The following is a 26445-nucleotide window of genomic DNA, read 5'->3' as shown; positions in this document are numbered from 1 at the left end:
GTGAGGAAGACCTGATGACAGTTGTAATAACGGGCGCCAGTCGTGGCATCGGTGCGGGACTTGCCGCGCATTACCGTGCCGCAGGGTTCGACGTGACGGGCACCAGCCGGTCCCCCATGGGTGATATTTCGCTGGATGTGACGCACCCCAGCAGCCACAAGGATATGGCCGCGGCGCTGGGCGACAGCGCGGTAGAACTGCTGGTATGTAACGCAGGCGTCTATCTCGATAAAGGCAACGATATCGAGACGGGATACGGGGCTGATCTATGGGCCCAAAGCTTTGCCACAAATGTAACTGGGGTATTCTTGGCCGTTCAGGCGTTGCTACCTCATTTGCGCCGTGCAGAAAATCCGCGCATCGCGATCATCTCGTCGCAAATGGCGTCGAGCGAGCTCGCTCCAGGGGGCAGCTATATCTACCGTGCTTCCAAGGCGGCCGTCCTCAATCTGGGGCGTAATCTGGCGACGGACCTAAAGGCTGAAGGGATTGCTGTGGGGATATATCATCCAGGCTGGGTCCAGACAGATATGGGGGGCGACACAGCTGCGATCACAGTCGATGAGGCCGTGACCGGACTGGCTTCGCGTTTCGAGGCGTTGGATATTGGCACAACGGGTTGTTTCGAGACGTGGGATGGGCGGGCGCACCCCTACTGATCTTTGTTGCGCAGCCGCGCTCCCTCGCGTAGACGCGGCGCGGAGCAATAGGACGAGGGTCAGATGCCTGTATTGGTAATGAAATTCGGTGGCACTTCGGTGGCCACACTGGACCGTATCCGCCGCGCTGCAAAACGTGTGGGCGTAGAGGTGGCCAAAGGTTACGACGTGATCGTTATCGTCTCGGCAATGTCCGGCAAAACCAACGAGTTGGTCGGCTGGGTAAATGAGACGAGCCCGCTGTATGATGCACGCGAATATGATGCGGTTGTATCGAGCGGAGAGAATGTGACGGCGGGCCTGATGGCCCTGACGTTGCAGGAAATGGATGTACCTGCGCGAAGCTGGCAAGGGTGGCAGGTGCCTGTGCAGACGACATCCGCCCACGCCAGTGCGCGGATCGAGGCGATCCCGTCTGACAACATTATGGCAAAATTTGCTGAAGGCATGAAAGTTGCCGTCGTCGCAGGGTTTCAGGGCGTGAGCCCGGAGGGCCGGATCACAACGCTGGGCCGTGGCGGTTCGGATACTACTGCGGTAGCGTTTGCGGCCGCCTTCGGTGCCGAGCGGTGCGACATCTACACAGATGTGGACGGCGTCTATACCACGGATCCGCGGGTCGAAAGCAAAGCGCGCAAGCTGGACAAGATTTCTTTCGAAGAAATGCTCGAACTGGCGTCGCTGGGAGCAAAAGTGCTTCAGACGCGCTCAGTTGAGTTGGCGATGCGGTACAAGGTAAAGTTGCGGGTGTTGAGCAGTTTTGAGGAACAATCAGACGATGCCGGCACGCTCGTCTGTGACGAGGAGGAAATCATGGAAAGCAATGTGGTAGCGGGCGTGGCGTTCAGCCGCGACGAAGCGAAAATGACGCTGGTATCGGTCGAGGACCGCCCCGGAATCGCGGCGGCAATCTTCGGCACGCTGAGCGATGGCGGCGTCAATGTTGACATGATCGTGCAGAACATCGCCGAAGAGGGGCGCACCGACATGACATGGTCGTGTCCCGTGGATCAGGTCAAGCGGGCGGATGCCGCAATGCAAAAAGCTGCATCAGCAGGCGTGTTCAACTACGACGAATTGATTGTGGATGAAGATGTGGCGAAAGTTTCGGTCGTCGGGATCGGTATGCGCAGCCATACAGGCGTTGCTGCCAAAATGTTCAAAGTCCTCTCGGACGAGGGCGTGAACATCAAGGTTATCACTACCTCCGAGATCAAGATTTCGGTTCTGATTGACCGCAAATATATGGAGCTTGCGGTGCAGGCGCTGCACGATGCGTTCGAACTTGATAAGGCCTCCTGAGCGAGAGGGCTGCACTGGTCTGGTTTTTTGGATTTATAACAACGCGGTGTGCGGTGTTCTTAATGCAGCGCTTTAATTTCGGGCAGTGACGCGGCATTCTCGCTATATGCGTGTTTCCCTCTCCCCATCCGAGGTTGCAGGCGGTATGGTGTTTGTGAACCAAGGACTAGGGAAACCATGGCAAATCGGACAGAAAGCGACAGTCGCAAGCTGCTGGGTCGTCTGCGCGACGCCATGGCAGGTGATGACGCGGGTCAGGCCCGTCTTGATAAAATCACCAGTCTCATTGCTGATTCGATGGGGTGCGAAGTTTGCTCGATCTATCTGTTCCGTGACGAGGACACCTTGGAGCTATGCGCGACTGAGGGGCTGAAAAAGGACGCGGTGCACCAAACGCGGATGAAGATGGGCGAAGGCCTCGTGGGGCGGGTGGCAAAGAGACGGCGCGTGATCAACACGCCCGACGCGCCGCAGGCCACTGGTTTCAGGTATATGCCCGAAACCGGAGAGGAGATCTATTCCAGCTTCCTGGGGGTGCCGATCCAACGCTTGGGCGATACGCTTGGCGTGCTGGTCGTCCAGTCCAAAATCGCGCGGGAATTTAATACTGACGAGGAATATGCCCTAGAAGTTGTGGCCATGGTTCTTGCCGAGATGACCGAACTGGGCGCGTTTGTCGGTGAGGGGGCTGCAATGTCTGCGCGCCACAGCCAGCCGGTTTTGCTGCGTGGTACTGTGGCGCAGGAGGGCGTGGCCGAGGGTCATATCTGGCTGCATGAACCGCGGGTCGTAGTATCAAACCTCGTTACTGACGACCCCGAACGTGAGGGAAAGCGGCTGTCGGATGCGGTTGATGCCTTGCGCCTGAGTGTTGATCAGATGCTGGGTATGGCGATGGGGGACAAGGATCAGCAGGAGGTGATCCAGACCTACCGCATGTTTGCGAATTCAAAAAGCTGGATGCAGCGGATGCAGGCGGATATCACACAGGGTCTGTCGGCAGAGGCTGCTGTGGAAAAAGAGCAATCGCTCGCCCGGTCGCGCATCGGTCAATCCTCTGACAGCTATATGCGCGAACGTCTGAGCGATCTCGATGATCTGTCCAACCGTCTGTTAAGAATTTTGACGGGGCAGGGAAAGAACACTGGCGCAGAGATGCCCAGTGATCCTATCCTTGTGGCGCGCAACATAGGGCCTGCGGAGTTGCTGGAATACGGGCGCAGTTTGCGTGGTATCGTGCTTGAACAAGGCTCCGTCGGGTCGCATGCCGCGATTGTTGCGCGGGCATTGGCGATCCCGCTGATCGTGCACGCAGGACGGATTACCAATGAGGCACTGAACGGTGATCATGTGATGGTCGACGGCGAGCAGGGAATTGTTCATCTGCGCCCTGAAGACACCGTTGCGACAGCGTTTCGCGATAAAATTGCGATGCAGGCCGCAGCGCAAGAGCGTTATACTTCGATCCGCGACAAGCCCGCCGAGACAAAATGCGGCAATGTGATCGGTCTGCATATGAATGCGGGTCTGATGGCCGATCTGCCGTCGTTGGGCAGTTCGGGCGCCGAGGGCGTGGGACTGTTTCGAACGGAGTTGCAGTTTCTGGTGCGCAACCAGATGCCGCGCCGATCAGAGTTGAGCGCGCTTTACACACGCGTGCTGGACGCCGCGCAGGGCAAGCGTGTCGTGTTCCGTACGCTGGACATCGGATCTGACAAGGTGCTGCCCTACATGAAGCCCAACGATGAGCCGAATCCCGCACTGGGATGGCGGGCGATTCGGGTCGGGCTGGACAAACCGGGCATTATGCGGATGCAACTGCAGGCACTGTTTCGGGCGGCCAATGGCGGGCCTTTGACGGTGATGTTTCCGTTCGTGGCGCAATTCGAGGAGTTTCGGGCCGCCCGTGCCGAAGTTGATAAAACCCTGCTGCGCGAGAAAAAGCTCGGTCATGTCGTGCCCTCATCAATTGAGGTCGGCGCGATGCTGGAGACACCGAGCCTTGCATTCGCTCCGGATAAGTTTTTCGAAGAAGTCGAGTTTTTGTCGATCGGTGGCAATGACCTCAAACAGTTTTTCTTTGCAGCCGACCGCGAGAACGAAAGGGTGCGCAAACGTTATGACACACTCAACCTCAGTTTTCTGACGTTTTTGGAGGGGATCGTGAAGCGTTGCGAGGCCTCTAATACGCCGCTGTCATTTTGTGGCGAGGATGCGGGACGCCCCGTCGAGGCGCTGTGCTTTGCCGCTATCGGGTTCCGTACGCTCTCGATGCGGCCTGCGTCGATCGGGCCGGTCAAGAGCTTGTTGCGCCGTTGTGACCTGAGCGAGGTGCGCGCCGTGATCGAGCAAGCGCGGGCGCAAGGTGACATGTCGGTGCGCAGTGCTGTAATGGAATATCTCCGTGGCCAGTACTGAGGCCTGTGGATAGTTTTTCACGCGACGCATCAGCTATCGGTCAGTAGCTACTGACTTGGTTATATTTTTCGATGTTAGTCTGCGGATCTTTGTCTTGTGGATAAATCTTGTCGCGTGTGAACGCTGTTTTTGCGGTCTGTGTCATCGAACATGTTTTCGCACCGCTGCGTAAAATATCTTGCGGCGGCTGCGCAGTTGCTGCATCTTCCCGCTAACATCGTCGTCGGGAGAACCAGCACAGCTGGTGCCGAAGGAGCAACCGCCCCGGAAACTCTCAGGCAAATGGACCGACACGGTTACGAAGACTCTGGAGAGCGGCGCAGTTTGGCGCACACCGAAGGGATAGCATTCTCAGGTGCAAGGACAGAGGGGGCATCACACGCAAGGCGCACTGCCGTCTGCGTACCCGTGGTGCCGTTTGATTTACAAAATCTGCGCGGCTTTTGAAGATGAGGGAGCTGTTGATGTCCGATCTGCTGCATACACCGTTGCATGATCTACATATTGCACTGGGGGCCAAGATGGTGCCGTTTGCGGGCTATGCCATGCCGGTACAATATCCTTCCGGTGTGATGAAGGAGCACAGCCACACCCGCGAAAAAGCAGGGCTGTTTGATGTAAGCCATATGGGACAGGTGATCCTGAGCGGCCCAGATTATGCCGCGACAGCACTGGCCCTTGAGGCGCTGGTGCCTGTTGATATTCTGGATTTGAAGCCAAACCGCCAACGTTACGGATTTTTTACCAACGAGGCTGGCGGGATCATGGATGATCTTATGTTGGCTAATCGGGGTGATCATATCTTTGTTGTGGTGAATGCGGCCTGCAAGGCGTCGGATATCGCGCATATGGTCGCAAATCTTGGGCGCGTGACGGTGACCGAGGTTACCGACCGTGCGCTGCTGGCGTTGCAGGGGCCCTCGGCTCAGGCCGTTCTGGCGGCCCTTGATCCACGTGCGGCCGAAATGCGGTTCATGGATGTTGCAACGCTGTCGCTTGCGGGGGCCGAATGTTGGGTGTCGCGCTCTGGCTATACCGGTGAGGACGGATACGAGATTTCAGTACCACAGGAGCAGGCTGTTGCTCTGGCCGAGCTACTTTTGGCCCACGAGGATGTTGCGCCTGTCGGTTTGGGCGCAAGGGACAGCTTGCGGCTTGAGGGGGGCTTGTGCCTTTACGGGCACGACATGGACGCGTCGACCACACCGTCGCAGGCGGCATTGGGCTGGGCGATCCAAAAGGTGCGGCGCGCGGGCGGCGCGCGGGCAGGCGGGTTTCCCGGCGCTGATGTTGTGCTGCGCGAGATGGCCGGAGCACCGGCGACAAAGCGCGTAGGCCTGCTGCCTGAGGGCCGCGCGCCCATGCGCGAAGGAGTCGAACTCTTTGCCGATGAGGACAGCGAAACGCCTGTTGGCCGGATTACCTCGGGCGGATTTGGCCCCACTGTGGGCGGTCCTGTTGCGATGGGTATGCTCGTTGCTGAATTTACCAAAGAGGGGACTGTGGTGTTTGGCGCGTTACGGGGCAAACGTCTGCCCCTTACTGTCTCGGCACTGCCATTTGTCCCTGCAAATTTCAAACGATAACCAACCGGAGACGACTGATGAAATTTACTGAAGAGCATGAATGGCTGCGCGCCGAGGGCGATCTGATTGTGGTGGGGATCACGACCCATGCCACAACGCAGTTGGGCGATATCGTCTTTGTTGAACTGCCCGAAGTGGGCAGGGTTGTAACCAAGGACGAGGAAGTTGTGGTGATCGAAAGTGTGAAGGCTGCGTCCGACATCCTTGCGCCTATCGACGGCGAGATCGTGGAGATCAACGAGGCCCTCGGTGATGCCCCGTCTTTGGCAAACGAGGATGCTTTGGGTGAGGGGTGGTTTATGAAAATCAGGCCGTCCGATCCGGCCCAGATGGACGCCTATATGGACGAAGCCGCTTATAACGCCCTTATCGCCTGACCTTCGAGGAAAGCATCATGACCTTTACGCCCACAAACTACCTCCCCTATGACTTCGCCAACCGCCGCCATATCGGGCCGTCCGTGTCCGAAATGGCGGAAATGCTCAAGGTTGTGGGCGCAAAGGACCTTCATGCGCTGATCGATGATACCCTGCCCGCCAAAATTCGGCAGGCCGAGCCGCTCGACTTCGGCAAGCCATTGTCGGAGCAGGAATTGCTGCGGCACATGAAGGTTGTGGCGGGGAAGAACAAGGTTTTGACCTCGCTCATCGGTCAGGGCTATCACGGGACGGTCACGCCTCCCGCGATCCAGCGTAATATTTTCGAGAACCCCGCGTGGTATACAGCCTATACACCCTACCAGCCCGAGATTTCGCAAGGGCGGCTTGAAGCATTGTTGAATTTCCAGACGATGGTGGCGGACCTGACCGGTTTGGAGATTGCCAATGCTTCGCTGTTGGACGAGGCCACTGCCTGCGCGGAAGCCATGACTATGGCCAAGCGGGTCGCCAAGACCAAAGTCATGGGGTTTTTCATCGACGAGAACTGTCATCCGCAAAACATCAATGTGATGAAGACGCGGGCGGCGCCGTTGGGAATCGAAGTGATTGTAGGCAATCCTGACGATATGGATGCGGCCGAGGTATTCGGAGCGATCTTCCAGTTCCCGGGTACTTACGGGCATCTGCGCGATTTTACACCGCAGATTGCAGCGCTGCATGAAGAAAAAGCGATCGGGATTATTGCGGCGGACCCGCTATCGCTGACCCTGCTCAAGGAGCCCGGTGCGATGGGTGCGGATATTGCAGTGGGCTCGACCCAGCGCTTTGGCGTGCCGGTCGGGTACGGCGGCCCGCATGCGGCCTATATGGCGACAAAGGCATCCTACGCCCGCTCTATGCCCGGAAGGATTGTGGGGGTGTCGATCGATAGCCACGGCAACCGCGCCTATCGTTTGTCCCTGCAAACCCGTGAGCAGCACATCCGCCGCGAAAAGGCGAACTCAAACGTGTGTACTGCACAGGCGTTGCTTGCGGTGATGGCTGGTTTCTACGCTGTGTTTCATGGCCCCGAAGGACTGAAAGCGATTGCGCAGCGCATACACCGCAAGACGGCGCGTCTAGCCGAGGGGCTCAAATCCGCAGGATTTGACGTGCGTCCCGCGGCGTTCTTTGACACGATCACTGTGGATGTCGGGCCGCTGCAAAGTGCGGTGATGAAGTCAGCAGTGGACGAGGGGATCAACCTGCGAAAAGTCGGCACGACCCAAGTTGGGATCACATTAGACGAGCGTACACGTTCGTCGACGATCGAGGCGGTCTGGCGGGCTTTCGGGATTGAGCGGGAAGACAAGGATTATACCCCGCATTACCAAATGCCCGAAAAGCTTATCCGTACTTCCGACTTCCTGACCCATCCGGTGTTCCACATGAACCGCGCCGAGACGGAAATGATGCGCTACATGCGCCGCCTTGCTGACCGTGATCTGGCGCTGGACCGTGCGATGATCCCTCTGGGGTCTTGCACGATGAAGTTGAACTCGGCTGCGGAAATGATGCCTGTGAGTTGGGACGAGTTTGCGTTGCTGCATCCTTATATCCCGAAGGATCAGGCGGCAGGGTATTACGAGATGATCGATGATCTATCGGCCAAGCTGTGTGATGTAACGGGCTATGACGCGATCTCCATGCAGCCGAACTCTGGCGCGCAGGGGGAGTATGCGGGGCTTTTGACGATTGCTGCCTATCACCGTGCGAATGGGCAGGGGCATCGCAATATTTGCCTCATTCCGATGAGTGCGCATGGCACCAATCCCGCCTCCGCGCAGATGGTGGGATGGAAAGTTGTTCCGATCCAATCTGCCGCTAATGGCGATATTGATCTGGACGATTTTAACGCCAAAGTCGCGGAGCATAAGGATAACCTTGCGGCCTGTATGATCACTTACCCCTCGACGCACGGTGTGTTCGAGGAGACGGTAATTGACGTGTGCGACACCGTGCACGCCAATGGCGGACAGGTCTATATCGACGGTGCGAACATGAACGCCATGGTCGGTCTGTCGCGGCCCGGTGATCTGGGCGGTGATGTAAGCCACCTGAACCTGCACAAGACGTTTTGCATCCCGCATGGCGGTGGTGGCCCCGGCATGGGCCCGATTGGCGTGAAAGAGCATCTGATCACGCACCTGCCCGGTGATCCCACCAGTGGCGAGGGGGCGGTATCTGCCGCGCCCTTCGGGTCGCCTTCGCTGTTGCCGATCTCATGGGCCTATTGCCTTATGATGGGCGGCGAGGGGCTGACGCAGGCGACGCGTGTGGCAATTTTGAACGCCAACTATATCGCCAGACGTTTGGAGGGATCGTTCGAGGTTCTGTACAAGGGACCTACGGGCCGCATCGCCCATGAGTGCATCATCGATACGCGCCCCTTCGCCGAGAGCGCGCATGTCACGGTAGACGATATTGCGAAACGCCTGATGGACGCCGGATTTCACGCCCCCACCATGAGTTGGCCGGTGGCAGGCACGTTGATGATCGAGCCCACGGAATCCGAAACCAAGGCCGAGCTGGACCGGTTTTGCGATGCGATGATAGCGATTCGCGGCGAGATTGCAGACATCGAGGAGGGGCGCATCGACGGGACGAACAACCCGCTCAAGAATGCGCCGCACACGATGGAGGATTTGGTCAAGGATTGGGACCGCCCCTATACCCGCGAGCAGGGCTGTTTCCCCAGAGGGGCCTTCCGCGTAGATAAATACTGGCCGCCGGTTAATCGTGTGGATAATGTCTGGGGGGATAGAAACCTCAGCTGTACCTGCCCGCCGATGGACGAGTATCTGGAAGCTGCGGAATAGGGGTCTAAGCGTGCGACGTTTCTAGACCAGATGCAGCGCAAAGCTGCCCCAAAAGGATAGGCCGATGAAAGTTGTTGTGATGGGGGCGGGCGTCATTGGCGTTACTACAGCTTACTATCTTGCCAAACAGGGGGTCGAGGTGGTCGTGATCGACCGCCAGACGGGGCCGGGTCTTGAGACCAGCTATGCCAATGCGGGGCAGCTCAGCTATGGGATGACTTCGCCTTGGGCGGCACCCGGCATACCGCTCAAGGCAATAAAATGGATGTTCATGAAGCGCCGTCCGCTGTTCATCTGGCCACTGATGAGTCCGACCATGTGGAAATGGTGTGCGCAGATGGTCGGCAACTGCAATGAGGAAAGCTATGCCCGCAACAAGGGGCGCATGGTGCGGGTGTCGAGTTATTCGCGGGACGTGATGCCGGATCTAATTGCCGATACAGGCATAGAATATGACGGACGCCAGCAGGGGACGCTGCAACTGTTCCGGACGGCCAAGCAGATGAAAGCATCGAAGGCGGATCAGGAGGTTCTCGCGGAATACGGTTCTCCCTACGAGGTGCTGGACCGCGATGCCTGTGTCGCGGTGGAACCGGCGCTGGGCCATGTGCGCGACAAATTTGTCGGCGGTTTGCGTCTAACGGCGGACCGCACTGGCGATTGCAGGATGTTCACCATCGCGCTGACAGAAAAGTGCATCCAGATGGGTGTCGAATTCCAATATGGCCAGTCGATCAAGGCAATTGCCATCGAAAACGGCAAGGTTGCGGGTGTCGATACGGAAATTGCGGGCCGCATTACGGGCGATGCCTATGTCTGTGCGATGGGCAGCTATGCGGTCAGTGTTCTCAATCCGATCGGGATCAGGTTACCGGTGTATCCGGTCAAGGGCTACTCGGTGACGCTGCCCGTGAACGATGATGCCTTTGCGCCTCAATCCACAATTATGGATGAGACACACAAGGTGGCGATCACCCGGTTGGGGGACCGGATACGCGTGGCGGGGCAGGCCGAGATCGCGGGATATTCCAGCCGTCTGGGACCCCATGCCACAGACACCGTCAAGCATGTAATCGGCGATCTGTTCCCAAAGGGCGGTGATATTTCACGCGCCGAGGGCTGGACAGGATTGCGGCCTATGACACCGGACGGGACGCCGGTGCTGGGCGCTAGCAAATATAGCAACCTGTTCCTTAACACAGGGCACGGCACGCTGGGTTGGACCATGGCCTGTGGGTCAGGTCGCGCTGTCGCGGATGTGGTGATGGGAAACACACCCGAGATTTCCATGGACGGCCTCACGGCTGCACGCTACGGGCGCTAAGAGCCAGCAATTTGCGGCGCACGCGCTAAAATCACTTGCCACAGGGCCGTCCGTCAGGGCAAAGATAATGCACAGGTCGGCGATGGCGTCGCCAGCATCTTGTGCATGACCTTTACCCTCTCCTGAACGCCGGGATCTTGCTTTGCCGACTTTGCGGTGGGGAAGGATTAAGGCCCTCCTTCACGCGCAGCTTTGGCTTGCGCTTTTGAAGGAACTTATGATGGACCGTCCACAGTATTATCGTTTTCACCAAGGTGACCAAACCTTGCCGTTTGAGGGGGCGGAGTACGACGCTCGCCTGAGGCAATTGCGTGCCGACATGGCATCGGCGGGTGTCGAAGCGTGTGTGTTCACCTCGATGCACAATGTCGCCTATTACGCAGGCTTTTTGTACTGCGCATTCGGGCGGCCCTATGCCTTGGTCGTGACGCCTACCGACAGCGTAACGCTCAGTGCGGGGATTGACGCAGCACAGCCGTGGCGGCGGGGTCATGGGGACAATATAACCTATACTGACTGGCAGCGGAATAACTACTGGCGTGCGATCCGCAGTGTGACCGGAACGGACAAAATGATCGGGTTCGAGGGGGACCATCTGAGCATTACGCAAAAGGTGTTGCTGGACGAATTCCTTACTCCGAAGACTTGTATCGATGTAGCGCCTGCTACAATGCGTCAACGCATGCACAAGTCTGCTGCTGAGCTGGACCTCATCCGTGCGGGTGCGAAAGTGGCAGATGTGGGGGGGTATGCCATCCGCGACGCCGTGCGGGTTGGCACCCGTGAGATTGATGTCGCCATGGCGGGCCGCGACGCGATGGAGCTTGAGATTGCGCGACAGTTCCCCGATGCTGAATACCGCGATACTTGGGTCTGGTTCCAGTCGGGGATCAACACCGACGGCGCCCATAACCCCGTGACCAGTCGCAAGTTGGAGCGGGGCGATATCCTGAGCCTCAACACCTTCCCGATGATCTCGGGTTATTACACCGCTTTGGAGCGGACGATGTTTGTGGGCGAGGCGGACGCTGCGAGTCTACGCATCTGGGAGGCCAATGTCGCGGCGCATGAATACGGAATGAGTTTGCTGCTGCCTGGTTCAAAATGCTCGGAGATCACCCAAAAGATCAACGATTTTTTTGCCGAGCGGGACCTGCTGAAATACCGTACCTTTGGATACGGCCACTCATTCGGGGTGCTATCGCATTATTACGGTCGCGAGGCAGGGCTGGAGCTGCGTGAGGATGTGGACACCGTGCTGGAAACAGGCATGGTCATCTCGATGGAACCGATGCTCACGATAGGCGCGGGGAGTGCCGGCGCGGGTGGCTACCGCGAGCATGATATTTTAATTATCAATGCCGAAGGTAACGAGAATATCACCGGCTATCCCTATGGGCCCGAATTCAATATCGTCGGGTGAAACGCATTCCGCGCAGGCCTTTGCCCGCGTGGAGCCACTGTACTTGTGCGGGCGGCAGGCCTAGGGTTCAGGGGCAGTGCAGTGTGGGAATTGGGCAGGGCGTGTTGGACTATGATACCGTTACTTGAACCCGCAATCGGTATTTGCAGGTTCTCCTTTTGTGGTAAAGGCGATTGGCGCAGCTCACGGGGGGCCACCACCCCCGACGAGATTGACGCGATGCGTGCCCTGAATGCTGAAACGCTTTATGCGTCAGGACGCATGGCGCTTCGTTTCTATCTATTCGAGAATTTTTTGCTGCCATCGCTTAGGGCGCAATCGGACAAGAATTATGTCTGTCTGGTGCTGACGTCTGACATCATGCCCGCGCCTTATCTGTCACGGCTGCGCACCCTTTGTGGCGATCATCCAAACCTCGAACTGGTAGTGTCGTCCGAGACCAGCGTGCACGCCGCGATCTGGCCCAGACTATCAGAGCTGAACGATGCGGCAGGGCGGCCTTTGGTCAATTTTCGCATTGATGACGATGATTGTCTGTCACATGATTATGTCAACGAGTTGCGCCGCTATATGATGCGATTGGGCGATATAATACCTGTCGGATATTCGCGGTCCAACGGCCTGGTTATCACAAAATATGCAGCTGACGATGCGATGTTCGTCTATCAGGCGCATCTGCCGTTCAACAGCATGGGCACGGCAATCCGCGTGCACGACGAGCGGACGATATTTTCCTTTGGGCACAATGCACTGCATAAACGATTTCCTGCCGTCGTGGATAATTCGGGAATGGGATACATCTCGATAAAGATTGACGGCCACGATTCCGAGCCGATTAGCATGGCGATGGCGCATATCCGCAACAGTCACGTGCCGGTAGATGCGGCGCGTGCCGAAGTGATCCTGTCTAAATGGTTTGCCTTTCTGGCCGAAGGGGGTGAGCCGCACTACGCCGCACTGGTGCGCAAGATAGAGCGTGCTGCGGAGCTTTCGCAGCACTCTTCAGCGGCGGTGGCGCATGCCGCCGCCAAGATATGAGGGATCAAGGCGCACCAATTGTGCGAGCCTTCGCGTGACGAAGGTCTACAGCATCTTCGAACGGATCGGGCTCGGCGGAGGTGGCAAGGTGCGGGCCATCTACAGGCGGATGAACGCGCTTGCGGAAATGGCAGAATTTGATCCTGTAATCCTCAACCTTGACCATAATCCGAACCAGAAACTTAAATTTTCCCAGCTTCAGGACGGAGGGATCATTGCGTCAGGCGTGCGTAATCTTACTGTTCCCGAGGCATGTCATGCTGCGGCACTCGCAGCAGGGATCGCGCCGTTCGAAGATTTTCCGCATTTTGATGAAACGCAAGTCAGCAGGAGCAAAACCACCTATCTGCAGGACGGCGTTCTCGTGATGCTTGACCGTACGAAACACACGACGTTAGGCACCATCACGAAGCGCACAGTGCCAAACAGCGCGGGTGAGCAACGCTTTACCCTCATCGACGGATTGGTGCACCAGCTGAAGGTGCACAAGGGCGGCGGTATAATCGAGACGACTGATTATGTAAGCGGCCGGGCGGTCCGCTGGGCCAAAACCCACGAAGGAAAATTTGTGATCGGCAGAAATCTGGTAACCGGAACAATCTGCCGGATGGAGCGGATATTTCAGCAAAACATCTTCGAGATGATCGGCTGGGGCGACGCAGTCGTATTTTTCGACGGGGTAACATCGGCATATCTGTCGCCTGTGACCAAAGCGCGGCGTGCGCTGTTTTTGCATGCAGATCACCGAGGACCGAACGGGAAAATCGTCCCCCGCTCGAAATTTCTAATCGAGAATTTCAAAGGAGAGGCCATCATCACATCCACTGGTGTGCATAAGGCGCAGATTGAGGCCGACGTGACGCCTGCCGCATCAGTGCATGTGATCCCGCATTATTGCGAACGGGTGTCTGCGCCCGCGCAACTGCGCAGGCATTTTGTGACGGTTTCGCGGCTTGATCTTGTGGGAAAGCCGATCGACGAATGTATCGAGGCATTTTGCAGGATCATGACTGAATTTCCGCAGGTTGATTACCTTATCTACGGATCCGGGGCGGGCGCGGCGCAGCTAGAGGCCCAGATCGCAAGGCTTGGCTGTGGGGGCCGCGTGATGTTGGCGGGCTATACGAATGCGCCGTTGCCTGTTTTTCAGGGGGCATTGGCCTCTGTCTATCCGACAACAACCGAAGGGTTTGGGCTTTCGATCCTCGAGGCGCTATCGAACGGATGTCCGGTAATTTCGTATGATGTGAACTATGGCCCGCGCGAGATGATTGAGAGCGGACGGAACGGTATATTGGTGCCGCGCGGTGATATCGCGGCTATCGCCGAAGCGATGCGCCGGGTGCTATCGACCCCCGAGCGGTTCCAGCGCGAAACGTCGGGTGGGTTGGAACGCTACACCCGCGAGGCCTATCTGAATAACTACCGCAACTTTGTCACAACACTGGCGGCCACGCCCCTTGCGGATTAGGGGCCGCCAGTATCATGCTTCGTCGTTCAGCTACATTCTTACCAACTATTATATCCCAGATATTTACCAGACATCTCGATCTTGACGCGGTCGCCCTTGGGGTTTTCCACCCTTGCCACACTCATCTCGAAGTCGATGGCTGACATGATACCATCGCCGAATTTCTCCTGAATTAGGGCTTTGAGTGTCGGGCCATAGACGCCCACGATCTCGTAAAAGCGGTAGATGCATGGATCGGTCGGCACGGCCTGCTCCCAGATTTTTGTGGGGCTTTCAGACAGCAGACTTTCGGCCTCTTGGGGAAGGCCCATTACCTTGACCATCAATGCGGCCTTTTGCGGGGGGAAAGCATTCATGCCCATGGCGGCCGAATGGGTCCATACCGGGGACATGTCAATTTTCGCGGCGATTTCCTCCCATGTGAGGCCTGCCGTTTTCTTTGCAGACAGGATCATTGCGGTGACATCTTCTTTTGTCATCATGGTGCTCATGGGTCGTGGTCCTTTGTTAATAATTAAGGGTGTTTGGAAAGATTAAAGGCCTAAAGCGCTCAGGCCCTTGTGGTCCTCTGGGCGGGGTCCGGGGGCAGGCCAGTGAAATAACCGCTCAGCTTCGGTTATATGTACATCGTTGATCGAGGCATGGCGCCGGGCCATGTAGCCATTTTCGTCAAACAGCCAGTTCTCGTTACCGTGGGCGCGAAACCACTTGCCCTGTGCATCGCTGTACTCATAGCAAAAGCGCACAGCTATGGCGGTGTCACTATGTGCCCAGAGCTCCTTGATCAGGCGGTAATCGGCCTCGGCGGCCCATTTGCGGATCAAAAATGCCTCGACCTGCGCACGTCCGTCCAAAAACTCGGCGCGGTTGCGCCATCGCGTATCGGAGGTATAGGCCCGCGAAACTGCGGCGACGTCCCTGCTGTTCCATGCGTTCTCGGCCATTCTGACTTTTTGCACCGCGTCCTGCCGTGTGAAGGGCGGCAAGGGTGGGCGCGGTAGCTCTGTTGTCATGACGTGATCGCGCGCAGGGGAGCTTTGTCGGCTGCGCGTTCTTCTGTCTTATCGATGCGCACGGTTTCGGGCCGATGAATCATCCCGTCAGCCGGCTGCGCAGCAAGTTTGACCGATCGCTCGCCCAAAAACTGGACCAGATGGTTGCGGATCGCGTAATAGTTCGGATGCTGAACGATCTGGGTACGGTTGCGCGGTCTGGGAATTGTGATTTCCACGCTTTCGGCGACGCGTGCCATAGGACCGTTTGTCATCAACAGGATGCGGTCGGCGAGCAGGATCGCCTCGTCGATATCATGGGTGATCATGAATACCGTCTGGTCCGTCCCGCTCCAGACTTTTATCAGCTCGTCCTGAATGGTGCCACGAGTGAGTGCATCAAGAGCGCCGAACGGCTCGTCGAGGAGTAAGAGCTTGGGCTCGTTTGCGAAGGCGCGGGCAATCGATACCCGTTGGCGCATGCCTCCCGATAGCTGACTGGGTTTGCGGTGGATTGCATCCCCGCTCAGACCTACTTTTTCCAGAAATGCAATGGAATGGTCGGTCACCTGCTGCTTTGTCCATTTGGGAAAGCGTGCTGCCACCCCGAAGGTCACATTCTTGAGCGTGGTGAGCCACGGAAGCAGGGAGTAGTTCTGGAACACCACACCGCGATCGAGGCTGGGGCCGGAGATTGCCTGACCATCCATTTTGATTACGCCTGCGGTAGGCTCTGCCAATCCGGCAAGAATGTTCATTATAGTGGATTTTCCGCAGCCCGAATGTCCAAGGATGCAGACGAATTCACCTTTTTCGATGCCGAAGCTAGCGTTTTCGAAGACCGTGAACTCGCCGCCCTTGCCGTCGGGATAGCGCTGAGTGAGCTGTTCGATGCTCAGGAAGGAGGATGCCATTGGAATACCTTATTCTACGTATGCGACGCGGCGCTGGAGCAGGCCAAGGGCTGCGTCCAACAACATGCCGACTACACCGATCATGAGGATTGAAAAGATGACGGAGGTCAGATCGAGGTTGTTCCACTCGTTCCAGACGTAATACCCGATGCCGGTCCCGCCCACGAGCATTTCGGCGGCAACGATCACCAGCCAAGCAATACCGATGGAAATACGCATACCCGTCACAATTGTGGGGGCGGCGGCGGGCAGGATTACGGTAAAGGCCGTTCTGAGCGGGCCCAGTTCATGTGTCCGTGCAACATTCACCCAGTCCTCGCGAACACCTGCCACGCCGAAGGCTGTGTTGATGAGCATGGGCCAGATCGAACATATGAAGATGACGAAAATGGCTGACGCCTCGCTGTCTTGAATTATGAACAGTGCAAGGGGCATCCAGGCCAGCGGCGAGATCGGACGCAATACCTGAATAAACGGATTGAGCGCCTTGTAGGCCACCCGGGACATGCCGATCAAAAAACCCAGCGGGATCGCGATGAGTGCGGCAAAGAAATAGCCTACCAGCACGCGGTATATGGAATATCCGATCTGTATGCCGATGCCCTTGTCATTCGGGCCTGCGTCATAGAACGGGTTCGACAGTTGCTCCCAAGCTTTTACAATCACTTGACTGGGCGGGGGGACGCCGGCTTTTGGCGCGCCCACCCCTGTCAAACGCTCGTATTCGGTCAGTGCTTCGGCTGCTTTTTGGGCGGGAATAGAGATTTCCCACACAAAAAGACCGACCAGCAACAGAAGCACCGACAAGAGCGCCGCTTTTTTGTTCTCTGACAGGGTTCCCATCATTTCGCCTTGATCGCAAAGCTGTTGACGTAGGCTTCGGGCTGGGCCGGATCGAAAGACTTGCCCATGATCATGTGGGATTTGTAATTATCCGCAGGCGCATCATATCCCAGATCGGTCATGATCTTGCGTGCATCGGCTGCCAGATAGACTTGCTCGGCCACCTGCTTATAGTTCACATCGCCTTCGATGTAGCCCCACCGCTTCATCTGGGTGAGGATCCAGACGCCCATTGACTGCCACGGGAAGGGGTCGAAATCGATGCGGTCGGGCACGCGCTTTACCTCGCCCAGACCGTCGGCGTAGGTACCGGTCAGAACCTGCTCGATCACAGTGACGGGCTGGTTCAGGTAGTTGGTAGGTGCAATTGCGGTCGAAATTTCGCTACGATTGTCGGGATTGGATGCATATTGCGTGGCGTCGATGATCGACTTGAGGAGCGCGCCATAAGTATTCGGTAGCTCAGTGGCAAAGGAGAGGGGCGCGGCGAAGGCACAGCAGGGGTGGCCCTCCCAGATTTCCTTGGTCAGCATGTGGATAAAGCCGATGCCCTCGAACACGGCACGCTGGTTGAACGGATCGGGCGACAGGTAGCCGTCGAGGTTTCCTGCGCGCAGGTTTGCAACCATTTCCGGCGGCGGAACTACGCGAATCTGGATATCGACATCGGGGTCGAGGCCGAACTCTGCCACGTAATAGCGCAGCAAAAAGTTGTGCATGGAGTACTCGAACGGCACGCCGAAGGTGAAGCCCTTCCACTGTTTCGGATCGCGCTTGTCCATATGCTGGTTGGCCAGAACAATGGCCTGACCGTTGATATTTTCGACAGCAGGCATGATGTACGGCTCTGCAATCGAGCCTGCGCCGAGTGTCATCGCCAGCGGCATAGGCGTCAGCATATGGCTGGCATCATATTCACCCGATAGGGATTTGTCGCGCGCCACCGCCCAACCGGCGGTTTTGATGACTTTTGCGTTCAGACCGTAGCGGGCATAAAAGCCCAACGGCTCTGCCATGATGATCGGCGTGGCGCAGGTGATCGGGACGAAGCCGATGTTGAGATCGGTCTTTTCTGGCGTGCCGAGATTATCAAGGATCGCCGCCTTTGCCTCGCTCAACGGAAAGACGGAGGCAAGTGCCGCTGCGGCCGTGCTGCCGCCGACCATCCCCATAAACGACCGGCGACCGATGTCGCTGTGGCCAAAAACGGAGCGTACGATGGCGCTCTCTACGGCCTGTTCCAGCATATCGTCGCTGGACATATGCCGCGTGCCCGTGGCTGGAGTACTCTGGCATGTGTCACACGAGCAGCTTTGCCCGTGGCGCAGATCGGTGTCTTTCGAGAACGGATTTCCAAGGCTCTTAACTGTCATATTATCCCCCATGACCTGATTTGGAATTATGATGGCACGGCGTCCACCTCTGTACGAGACGGGTTTTTCATACGTCCAAAAAATACAATCCATTGATAAAAATGATTAAATAAATGGCACTTTGTACGATATTTCGTGAAATACGAAATATCGTAATTGTCTTGGCGCGCTTCGATAGGGCCACATTAAGGCATGGAAAAAGATTCTGTTTTGCCTCACGTGCTTTTGCACAATCCGCTGCCCGCTCTTGTCTTGGATGCGCGCAACGGTGCGGTCCTGACATATAATCCCGCCGCAGCACAATTGTTCGGGTGCAGTCTCGAAGAAGCTTCAATGAGCAGGTTTCTGACGTCTTCCTCTGGTGCGATGGCTGTATATCTGGAGGCGGTCATGTACTTTGGCCGCTATATCGAGACAGCATTGGATTTTGTCCGCGCCGATGGCACTTCGCTCCGGGTGCAAGTCTATGGTATCCATTCCGGCGGATCAGAAATAGTTCTCAGTTTTCTGGATCTCAATGCCCAGAACCGGCGGGAGTATCTCGCCGAGCAGGAAGCGCACCACCGGGCCGGTTTGATGCAGTGGCAAAACATCTATGGGTTCTTCCGCGAGGTGGAGGCCCAGAACGAGCTCATTCTCGAGGCCGCGGGGGAGGGGATCTATGGCATTAATGCAGAGGGCAAGGCCACATTTGTAAACCGTGCCGCGCAGGAAATGTTGGGCTGGAATGCGGAGGATCTGATCGGGCGCGAGCTTCATTCGATCATCCATCACCATCATCTGGACGGGGCGCAATTCCCCGCCCATGAATGCCCGATCTATGATTCATTCCGCCGTGACAAAACTGTGCGCGTCGAAGATGACGCGTTCTGGCGCAAGGACGGCAAGCCGATTTTGGTCGAATACGTTTCGACCCCGATTTACGATCACGGTGTGCTGGCGGGAGCGGTAGTGATTTTCCGTGACGTGACTGAGCGTAAGGAGAGTGAGAAGAAGCTGCGTCATGCGCTTGCCGAAGTGGAAACGCTGCGCGTGCAACTCGAGCAGGAGAACGACTACCTGCTCACCGAAATTCGTAACGTACGTTCACATGCGGGCATTGTGGGTCAATCGGCGGCCGTTCGGAACCTTAATGTGCAGATTGATCTGGTGGCAGATACTAAGACAAACGTGTTGATAACGGGCGCTGCGGGCACGGGTAAAAGTTTGGCCGTTAGCGCGTTGCACGAGGCCAGCAGTGGTCGAAAGCGGCCACTGGTCCATGTGAATTGCTCTGACATCACCGCGCAGGCACTTGAGGCGGAGGTCTTCGGCTACAGACGCGGTGCGTTCCGGGGGGCGGTACGTGACACCGTGGGCAAGCTGGCGTTAGCCAACAATGGCACACTGTGTCTGGATGAAGTGTCTGCTTTGCCCAAGTCGTTTCAGGCAAAGCTGATGACAGTGATCAAAGAAGGAATGTTTTGCCGTCTGGGCGATACAACCGACATCCGGGTGGACATGACGATCATTTCGACCACGACCCGTAACCTTGCGGCGGAAGTGCAGGCAGGCAGGTTCCGGCAGGACCTCTTTTTCGAGCTAAACGTATTCTCGATCCAGTGTGACGCATTGCGCGACCGACCCGATGACATCCCGCTGCTGGCCAAGCATTTTCTTGACCGTGTGTCGCGCCGGCTAAGATTGCCAGCAGCGCGGCTTTCAAAGGCTAACATTGAAACGCTACTGGCCTATGACTGGCCCGGAAATGTGCGCGAACTTGAGAACGTGATCGAGCGTGCGGCCATTTTGGCGCAGGGAGGCAAGCTACAGTTCGAATTTCAGACCGGTCATGGAGCGACTGTTCATGCCAGTGACCGGATTTTATCCAGCGCGGATATCCGGCGCATCGAGCGCGAAAATCTGATCCGGTGCCTTGTCCGGTCACAAGGAAAGGTATCCGGCCCGCAAGGCGCTGCGCGATTGCTGGAGCTGGCACCGACTACGGTGTATTCGAAGATCAAGGCGCTGTCCGTGTCCGAAGACGATTGGAATCTCTCCGCAAGCGAAAGCAGGCGTTAGCCTAAAGTGCAGTGCCATCTGGTCCACTGCGTACACGCGAGCTCCAGGTGCGGCTTATCGGCGTAGAAGATGTTTGCAGGCATCGCGGCACTGCTTGTGCTGCCGCTATTGATTGCTGTCAGACTTAAGAACATGCGTAGGCCAGATTAGGCGAATTCCGTCGAAGGCAGATAATGTCGCGGGGCTGACAGATGGACTACGATCTGCACGGGGCAGAGCTACCGACTGACGGTGACGCAGCCCTGATTGTGCAGTGACGGGCCAGCCTTTATTGTGTGATTGGACTGTGGTTAGGGCAGTACGAGCCAGATAGAATAATGCGTAGCATGCCTTCGTTATCGCGGTTTTAGCCAAAGGCAGCGTAATGCGGCTATCGTCAGGCAACTGCTGTCGTCGCCAACAAAATAAAAGAGGACGCACTGGGCTGTGGTGTCACAGAATTTGTTCAAGCACCGAAGCAAACGTGATCTTGAGCGCGGCTGCGGTCCGGCTTTGTTCCGTGAGTTGCTTTTGCATCAGGTGACGGAACACTCCATCAAGGAGGGCGAGTTGAAGGTCGATCATCGGTGGTACGGCATGGCCTGATTTGGCGAATGCGGATGCCACGATCCTGACCAGCATCGCTTCGATTTCTGCCGTTACAGGCCTGAAAACTGGATCAAAGAGTGCCTGATTACGGATATCGTACCAGAGTCGGTGCGTGTCTGAGTCTTTGGCAATAGAGCGCGCAAGAGCACCGGACAAGATGTTGATGACTTCTGCGCGCCCCACTGCGCCGCTCAACGTCTCAAGGATACCGGTAACAAACTCCTGTTTGTACAGGCGCACACAATAGATAATTAGATCCGAGCGATCCTCAAAATAGTAATGCAGAATTCCCAACGACATACCGCTATATTCAGCGATGTCGCGCAGGCTGGTATTGGCATAGCCAAGGGTGCGTAGCGCCGTGATCGCACTGTCTGCGATCTGGCGCTTTTTACTGTCGCGCTTTGCCGATTTTCGCACTGCGCTGGAATCTGGAGCGGTAGGCATATCTGTCAGGATCTCGAGTATGATATGTCAGGATAAGGTCGGGCCGGATGCAAATTCTTCATACGGCCCGATTTGATGTCACCCGAGCAGGGCGTTAAGGAAAATACGAGGAATTTTGAACCAGCTTGGCTTATACTGGAAGGATGTCAGTAAACGCCCGATTTTGTCCTGCTTTTTATTGGATACAAACCAAGGCGGGCGCGGCAGCAAGGTCAACTGACCTGACACTACATTACGGGGGAAGGGAGCCCAAGGCGCCTCGATTACGACGCGCTGCGTATTTTCAAGCATGAATGTGTTATGCACCGTCCCGATCCCGGATTGAACATCCTGCGGTGTGTGACCGGGGAAGGCGCCCCAAGGGCAGGATGTTGCCAAAAAGGCCAAACCTGTCCATGCGTTGACAGCGATTGTGCCATAGTGCAGCTCGGCGATGATCTCCTCAAACCGCTTTTTACCGATTTCCCTGATTGTCTTGGGATGGATAAGTATGTTCGCCCCAAGTGTGCCGTAAAGCTGTTCGTTTGCGTACCGGACAGCGTTGACTAGATAGGTCGCCGCATCGGGCGCATCCATTTCATGTGTCGACATCGCAGGTGCAAAGACTTCGTTGGAGCGGAACCAGTCTGCGTCATCCACATCATTAATCAGCAGCGCGGGGGATGCGGTCCGCTTGACTAATTTCGGATTTTTGGCCTTTTCGGCAAAACTGTCCATCCGATCGTTCGCACCGGGGTAATAAGCGCCACGGGTGGATTTAAGCGCGACCTTCTCGATGTTTTTTAGCAATACCGCCGCTTTGTCCCAGCCGCGTGGCATGATGAGGACCTGACAGGCAACACAGTTGAAACCGGAATTGTGCAGCTTCTGCGTTGCGATATGTTCTGCCTGAAATTGCAGATCTGCGGCAGACCACGGGCCGGGTACTACAATCGTTGGGCAGACGGCACCCAGCTCCGAGGTGAAATGCTTGGTGTTCTTTGGTGTGTTTGCGGCGCGGTTCGCTGCGCCCTCGGGTCCGGTGCCCCACACGATGGCATCATGCGTAGCGCCCGCCCCTGTGATGTGAAGTTCGTCGATAATGTCATGATTGGTGAGGTATGCGCCCGCCGCGCCGTCGCCTTTGACAATGCGCAGGGCATCGACGTCTATCAGCGGCTTTAAGGCAATGGTCAGGAACTCGGTCAGGTAATCGTTCACTGGGTTCATCTTGAGGATCACGACCTGATTTTCCAAAAACAGTTTTTGAAATACATCAAGCGGGGCGATGGAGGCAATGTTCCCTGCGCCGAGGATCAGGGCGACTTTGCCCTGCCGGTCGCTTGGCGGGATGTCATATGCCACAGCAGTATGTTGGGGCAAATTTGCCGGTGTGATGCCGTGCTGCATCCATACTTCGGCTTTTACCCCTGACAACAACAAGTGATCCCAGATCGAATGGGGCATGACCTTCACCGCGGTCTGGCCGGTGGTCAATGTTCGGGTCGGCAGATGTTTAAGAAACGATTTTCCCTCCATCTGGCTCAGGGTGTGCATCAAGCCGTTGCAGGCCGACATCACCGCATAAGGGCCAGAGGTCCATTCTTCACCCGAGAGGGGGGAACCTTCGGGAATTTGCTTTTTGCGGGTGGCGATGGCGACCCACTCTTCTGCGACACCCATCAGGTTTTCTTTTACCTGTTGCAGCAGTGCGATGCGGTTGGCGACAGATGTGCGCGCCCAGCTGTCCTTGGCCTTGTCCAGCGCGTGTAATGCCGCGTCATATTCTTCAAGGTGGGGGGCATTCATTGTTCCGTCCATATCGTAAACTCCTGTAATTGTTAAAGTTATATCGCGTATTCAGCTTTGATCATATCCGCGCATTTCTCTGCGATCATGATCGTAGGGGCGTTGGTGTTGCCGCCGATAAGCGTCGGCATGACCGAGGCATCTACGACACGCAGGCCTTGCATTCCGTGAACCTTGAGCTGTGGGTCCACCACAGCCATATCGTCGGTGCCCATCTTGCAGGTGCCGACTGGGTGATAGATCGTATCTGCCCGCGCTCTGATGTGGGCCTCCCATTCGCCGTCAGTCATGTTGTCCACGACACCGAACAATTCGCACTTTTCATATTTTGCCAAAGGGTCGGCCTTCATGATGTCGCGGGTCATCTTTGCACCTGCGATCAGGGTCTCGAGGTCACGGGGATCCGAAAGATATCGGGGGTCGATGGCTGGATCGGCAAGCGGATCAGCACTTTGCAATGCCACAGTGCCGCGGCTGTAGGGGCGCAGCGCGCAGACGTGACAGCTGTACCCGTAGCCAAGATGCAGGCGGCGCGCATGGTCGTCTACGATCGCGATGACAAAATGCAGTTGCACATCCGGACGGTCAAGCGCTGGGCTTGTCTTGAGAAACGCTGCACCTTCGGCAAAGGGGGTGGCAATCAAGCCAGTGCCCTTGCGCCACCATTTTACCATCGCGGCAAGCAGTCGCGCGGTGCCCGCAAGCCCGATGCCGAAGTTGTCGGTGTCTGCGGTTTTATAAGCGAGGGTGAAGTCGAGATGGTCCTGAAGGTTCTGTCCTACACCGCCAAGGGCGTGCACCATGTCGATGCCGTGGGGTGTGATGTCTTCTGCGCGGCCCACACCTGACAGCTGTAGCAACTGGGGAGACTGGAAGGCCCCGCCCGACAGAATAACCTCACGCGTGGCACGCACCTGCCGGTTCGACCTTCCTTGCCGGTAGGTCACTCCCACGGCGCGTTTGCCTTCGAACAGGATTTTTGTAGCGCGGGCTTTTGTGAGGACGGTCAGGTTGGTGCGGTCCATCACAGGATGTAGATATGCCGCCGCGGCAGAGCATCGCTCGCCGTTTTTGTCACCTTTGTGGAATTGCGTGACCTGATAGAGGCCAACGCCCTCATTGTCGCCGCCGTTAAAGTCGCTGCGCTGACGGTGCTGAAGTTTGCTTGCCGCCTCAATAAAGGCATGGGTAATTGGGCGCGGCTGTTTCTGGTTGGCAACCTGTAGCGGACCCGCACTGCCATGGATGCCGTCACTGCCCAACTCGTTGTTTTCGGATTTCTTGAAAAATGGCAGGCAATCTTCCCACGACCAGCCATCACATCCTTCGTTCGCCCAATCGTCGTAATCCGATTTGTGCCCACGGACATAGAGCATTGCATTGATTGCGGAAGATCCACCAAGGGCGCGGCCTCTCGGCTGGTAGCCGCGGCGCCCTTTCAGGCCTGCTTGTGGTAATGTGTTGAACGCCCAGTTGAACATTTTACCATGACCGGGGATGACGGTGACTGCCCCTGCGGGGGCGCGCAACAAAATGTTGGTGCCTTTGCCGCCAGCTTCAATCAGACAGACACGGAAATCGGGGTTCTCGCTCAGCCGTGACGCGAGTGTTGATCCCGCAGAGCCGCCGCCGACAATTACAAAGTCGAATTCCTCCAATGCATCCCTCCCAAGATCCAGTTTCAACCAGCTAAGCAGAAAATTTGTACAACTGTCCAGAAAATATACTCCCTCTTCGGGAGGGTGCTTTGTTTCAACGACTGAGCGGGCGCGTCGACCGGTCTGTGACAGTGGCCAAGAGCGCGCGGCCCAATCGTGTTTCACTGCGCGGAGGGGGTAGACATCGGAAATAGGCTGCTGCCGATTGCAGGGTCTGCGATTAGCCATTCATCGCCAGATGGAAATTTCTATTCTACGCTAATCCGCTGTAATGTCGCACTCCACACGCCGGAACGCCGGCCTTTGGATCCTCGAGTTTGCCTCAACGGCAGTACTGTCAGAACAGACTATCGTATTTTTGGGCGATCTTATTCTCGAAATCAGTGCTTCAGGTTCTATGCAGGTGTTTTGCGCAATATGTTTTTGTCGAAAATATCCGGATTTTCACGTACGAAAGACGGAAAGCTTTCATCTATTTTCATCACTGTATAACCCGATGCATCCCCCAAAAGTGCTTTCATTCGCGCATCTGCCCATTGTGTGCTTTTTTCGCCCTGCGGCAGACTGGAATGCACAGCGATCGAACTGCCTTTCAGGGCCACGGCCTCGGCACCGCCCAACCACGTGAAATGCCATCCCGCATCAGGGACCAAAACGCGCCGAACCCAATATCCCATGCTTCTGCTAGACTTTATTTGACGTACCAGATTGCGGCCGAGCCCCTTGGTCGGGCCTTTTACACGGCGCAAGGATTGAACATCGTGAAGATCGGCTGCGCGGATCATGCGTGTGGACTGGCGATCCCATTTTTCGGGAAGTTTGACGTTCAGGTAATAAGAAAACCAATCAAGAGACAGACAGAATATCTCTTTGGGCTGTATGCCGTTATCTGCAATGCGTTTCACTACGTCTGCCCGCGGAATCTCGTCCACGTCTGACAGTATCACAATGTCATCTGGCGAAAGGTCATGAAGCTCTTTGCGGATCGCGTTGCGCTGGTGAGTTTCCTTACCCCAGTCATCCAGACCTTTCGGGAACTCTTCAACCACAACGTAGCGGATTTTATCCATATATTTTGCGAGCCGCTCCTTATTGTCGAGCAGGCACATGGGTTTAGGGTTGCCGCTGAAGGTTTGTCTGGCCTCGACGATCACGAATACATCAACGACATTCCAAAGCTCGTTGAGGCGGAGCTCAAGAAGGTCAATTTCGTTGAAAAGAGGAAAGCAGTCAAAAATTCGCATATCGTCCGTTCATCCTGTAATCTTTTGGCGGGTAGCTGTCTTAAACACCGAGATAGGAGTAAATTATACGGCAATTTA

20 protein-coding genes and 1 riboswitch are annotated in these 26445 nt (G+C 56.5%); of the genes, 11 read left to right on the top strand and 9 right to left on the bottom strand.

Annotated elements, in window-relative coordinates; all coding sequences use genetic code 11:
• Window positions 1-14: 14 nt before the first annotated feature.
• The 10 genes from C8N30_RS02795 (at window position 15) to C8N30_RS02750 (ending at window position 14459) form a co-directional block, all read left to right on the top strand.
• Window positions 15-659 carry an SDR family NAD(P)-dependent oxidoreductase gene (locus C8N30_RS02795; RefSeq protein ID WP_025062975.1) on the top strand — a complete coding sequence of 215 codons (645 nt, stop codon included), beginning with the start codon at window positions 15-17 and terminating at the stop codon, window positions 657-659.
• A 63-nt stretch (window positions 660-722) separates the two neighbouring features.
• Window positions 723-1961 carry an aspartate kinase gene (locus tag C8N30_RS02790; protein ID WP_025062974.1) on the top strand — a complete coding sequence of 413 codons (1239 nt, stop codon included), beginning with the start codon at window positions 723-725 and terminating at the stop codon, window positions 1959-1961.
• Between the two features lie 177 nt (window positions 1962-2138).
• Window positions 2139-4379, top strand: coding sequence for a phosphoenolpyruvate--protein phosphotransferase (ptsP, locus tag C8N30_RS02785; RefSeq protein WP_025062973.1), 2241 nt, complete (start codon window positions 2139-2141; stop codon window positions 4377-4379).
• A 213-nt stretch (window positions 4380-4592) separates the two neighbouring features.
• Window positions 4593-4679: riboswitch (glycine riboswitch) on the top strand.
• A gap of 164 nt (window positions 4680-4843) precedes the next feature.
• Window positions 4844-5965 (top strand): glycine cleavage system aminomethyltransferase GcvT, encoded by a 1122-nt coding sequence (gene gcvT / locus C8N30_RS02780; RefSeq protein ID WP_025062972.1) that lies wholly within the window; start codon window positions 4844-4846, stop codon window positions 5963-5965.
• A 17-nt stretch (window positions 5966-5982) separates the two neighbouring features.
• Window positions 5983-6342, top strand: a complete 360-nt coding sequence (gene gcvH, locus C8N30_RS02775) for a glycine cleavage system protein GcvH (protein WP_025062971.1) — start codon at window positions 5983-5985, stop codon at window positions 6340-6342.
• A 17-nt stretch (window positions 6343-6359) separates the two neighbouring features.
• Window positions 6360-9203 carry an aminomethyl-transferring glycine dehydrogenase gene (gene gcvP, locus C8N30_RS02770; RefSeq protein WP_025062970.1) on the top strand — a complete coding sequence of 948 codons (2844 nt, stop codon included), beginning with the start codon at window positions 6360-6362 and terminating at the stop codon, window positions 9201-9203.
• Window positions 9204-9246: 43 nt separating this feature from the next.
• Window positions 9247-10527, top strand: coding sequence for a D-amino acid dehydrogenase (locus tag C8N30_RS02765; protein ID WP_338054580.1), 1281 nt, complete (start codon window positions 9247-9249; stop codon window positions 10525-10527).
• A 220-nt stretch (window positions 10528-10747) separates the two neighbouring features.
• Entirely contained in the window at window positions 10748-11950 is a 1203-nt protein-coding gene (locus tag C8N30_RS02760) for a M24 family metallopeptidase (protein ID WP_025062968.1), read from the top strand.
• Window positions 11951-12061: 111 nt separating this feature from the next.
• Entirely contained in the window at window positions 12062-12988 is a 927-nt protein-coding gene (locus C8N30_RS02755; protein WP_025062967.1) for a glycosyltransferase, read from the top strand.
• The gene (locus C8N30_RS02750) at window positions 12969-14459 is read left to right on the top strand and encodes a glycosyltransferase (protein ID WP_084273604.1); all 1491 of its coding nucleotides are present in this window, start codon (window positions 12969-12971) and stop codon (window positions 14457-14459) included. Before C8N30_RS02755 ends, C8N30_RS02750 begins: the two co-directional genes overlap by 20 nt.
• Window positions 14460-14497: 38 nt before the next feature.
• Here C8N30_RS02750 and cynS read toward each other — a convergent pair whose 3' ends face one another.
• Genes cynS through C8N30_RS02725 form a run of 5 tightly spaced genes read right to left on the bottom strand, consistent with a single transcriptional unit; the run spans window position 14498 to window position 18581 of the window.
• Window positions 14498-14950 carry a cyanase gene (gene cynS / locus C8N30_RS02745; RefSeq protein WP_025062965.1) on the bottom strand — a complete coding sequence of 151 codons (453 nt, stop codon included), beginning with the start codon at window positions 14948-14950 and terminating at the stop codon, window positions 14498-14500.
• Between the two features lie 42 nt (window positions 14951-14992).
• A complete protein-coding gene (locus C8N30_RS02740) occupies window positions 14993-15472 on the bottom strand; it encodes a nuclear transport factor 2 family protein (protein WP_025062964.1) in 480 nt (159 codons plus the stop codon).
• Entirely contained in the window at window positions 15469-16365 is an 897-nt protein-coding gene (locus C8N30_RS02735; protein WP_025062963.1) for an ABC transporter ATP-binding protein, read from the bottom strand. Before C8N30_RS02735 ends, C8N30_RS02740 begins: the two co-directional genes overlap by 4 nt.
• Window positions 16366-16374: 9 nt before the next feature.
• On the bottom strand, window positions 16375-17208 hold the full coding sequence (ntrB, locus tag C8N30_RS02730) for a nitrate ABC transporter permease (RefSeq protein WP_025062962.1): 834 nt from the start codon (window positions 17206-17208) through the stop codon (window positions 16375-16377).
• Window positions 17208-18581 carry a CmpA/NrtA family ABC transporter substrate-binding protein gene (locus C8N30_RS02725; RefSeq protein ID WP_025062961.1) on the bottom strand — a complete coding sequence of 458 codons (1374 nt, stop codon included), beginning with the start codon at window positions 18579-18581 and terminating at the stop codon, window positions 17208-17210. The genes ntrB and C8N30_RS02725 overlap by 1 nt, the downstream gene beginning before the upstream one ends.
• Window positions 18582-18773: 192 nt before the next feature.
• Here C8N30_RS02725 and C8N30_RS02720 point away from each other — a divergent pair, with 192 nt between their 5' ends.
• Window positions 18774-20642 carry a sigma 54-interacting transcriptional regulator gene (locus C8N30_RS02720; RefSeq protein ID WP_025062960.1) on the top strand — a complete coding sequence of 623 codons (1869 nt, stop codon included), beginning with the start codon at window positions 18774-18776 and terminating at the stop codon, window positions 20640-20642.
• A gap of 432 nt (window positions 20643-21074) precedes the next feature.
• Here the strand turns inward: C8N30_RS02720 and C8N30_RS02715 are convergent, their stop codons facing one another.
• From C8N30_RS02715 to C8N30_RS02700, 4 genes are all read right to left on the bottom strand, one after another.
• The gene (locus C8N30_RS02715; RefSeq protein WP_025062959.1) at window positions 21075-21677 is read right to left on the bottom strand and encodes a TetR/AcrR family transcriptional regulator; all 603 of its coding nucleotides are present in this window, start codon (window positions 21675-21677) and stop codon (window positions 21075-21077) included.
• Window positions 21678-21755: 78 nt separating this feature from the next.
• Window positions 21756-23477 (bottom strand): aldehyde dehydrogenase family protein, encoded by a 1722-nt coding sequence (locus C8N30_RS02710; RefSeq protein WP_025062958.1) that lies wholly within the window; start codon window positions 23475-23477, stop codon window positions 21756-21758.
• Window positions 23478-23503: 26 nt separating this feature from the next.
• On the bottom strand, window positions 23504-25123 hold the full coding sequence (locus tag C8N30_RS02705) for a GMC family oxidoreductase (protein WP_025062957.1): 1620 nt from the start codon (window positions 25121-25123) through the stop codon (window positions 23504-23506).
• 395 nt (window positions 25124-25518) lie between these two features.
• Window positions 25519-26367: a glycosyltransferase family 17 protein gene (locus C8N30_RS02700; RefSeq protein ID WP_025062956.1), complete on the bottom strand. Its 849-nt coding sequence runs from the start codon at window positions 26365-26367 to the stop codon at window positions 25519-25521.
• Window positions 26368-26445 lie beyond the last annotated feature (78 nt).

Origin of the sequence: Sulfitobacter guttiformis, from assembly GCF_003610455.1 — a bacterium.
In the GTDB taxonomy this organism is placed as follows: Bacteria; Pseudomonadota; Alphaproteobacteria; order Rhodobacterales; family Rhodobacteraceae; genus Sulfitobacter; species Sulfitobacter guttiformis.
This window is presented reverse-complemented; position numbering and strand designations above follow the sequence as displayed.

What these genes read in the sequence shown, in the direction of transcription:
- C8N30_RS02795 (WP_025062975.1), top strand. Translation starts at nt 15, where the DNA reads ATGACAGTTGTAATAACGGGCGCCAGTCGTGGCATCGGTGCGGGACTT.
- C8N30_RS02790 (WP_025062974.1), top strand. Translation starts at nt 723, where the DNA reads ATGCCTGTATTGGTAATGAAATTCGGTGGCACTTCGGTGGCCACACTG.
- ptsP (WP_025062973.1), top strand. Translation starts at nt 2,139, where the DNA reads ATGGCAAATCGGACAGAAAGCGACAGTCGCAAGCTGCTGGGTCGTCTG.
- gcvT (WP_025062972.1), top strand. Translation starts at nt 4,844, where the DNA reads ATGTCCGATCTGCTGCATACACCGTTGCATGATCTACATATTGCACTG.
- gcvH (WP_025062971.1), top strand. Translation starts at nt 5,983, where the DNA reads ATGAAATTTACTGAAGAGCATGAATGGCTGCGCGCCGAGGGCGATCTG.
- gcvP (WP_025062970.1), top strand. Translation starts at nt 6,360, where the DNA reads ATGACCTTTACGCCCACAAACTACCTCCCCTATGACTTCGCCAACCGC.
- C8N30_RS02760 (WP_025062968.1), top strand. Translation starts at nt 10,748, where the DNA reads ATGGACCGTCCACAGTATTATCGTTTTCACCAAGGTGACCAAACCTTG.
- C8N30_RS02755 (WP_025062967.1), top strand. Translation starts at nt 12,062, where the DNA reads ATGATACCGTTACTTGAACCCGCAATCGGTATTTGCAGGTTCTCCTTT.
- C8N30_RS02750 (WP_084273604.1), top strand. Translation starts at nt 12,969, where the DNA reads ATGCCGCCGCCAAGATATGAGGGATCAAGGCGCACCAATTGTGCGAGC.
- cynS (WP_025062965.1), bottom strand. Translation starts at nt 14,950, where the DNA reads ATGAGCACCATGATGACAAAAGAAGATGTCACCGCAATGATCCTGTCT.
- C8N30_RS02740 (WP_025062964.1), bottom strand. Translation starts at nt 15,472, where the DNA reads ATGACAACAGAGCTACCGCGCCCACCCTTGCCGCCCTTCACACGGCAG.
- C8N30_RS02735 (WP_025062963.1), bottom strand. Translation starts at nt 16,365, where the DNA reads ATGGCATCCTCCTTCCTGAGCATCGAACAGCTCACTCAGCGCTATCCC.
- ntrB (WP_025062962.1), bottom strand. Translation starts at nt 17,208, where the DNA reads ATGGGAACCCTGTCAGAGAACAAAAAAGCGGCGCTCTTGTCGGTGCTT.
- C8N30_RS02725 (WP_025062961.1), bottom strand. Translation starts at nt 18,581, where the DNA reads ATGACAGTTAAGAGCCTTGGAAATCCGTTCTCGAAAGACACCGATCTG.
- C8N30_RS02720 (WP_025062960.1), top strand. Translation starts at nt 18,774, where the DNA reads ATGGAAAAAGATTCTGTTTTGCCTCACGTGCTTTTGCACAATCCGCTG.
- C8N30_RS02715 (WP_025062959.1), bottom strand. Translation starts at nt 21,677, where the DNA reads ATGCCTACCGCTCCAGATTCCAGCGCAGTGCGAAAATCGGCAAAGCGC.
- C8N30_RS02710 (WP_025062958.1), bottom strand. Translation starts at nt 23,477, where the DNA reads ATGGACGGAACAATGAATGCCCCCCACCTTGAAGAATATGACGCGGCA.
- C8N30_RS02700 (WP_025062956.1), bottom strand. Translation starts at nt 26,367, where the DNA reads ATGCGAATTTTTGACTGCTTTCCTCTTTTCAACGAAATTGACCTTCTT.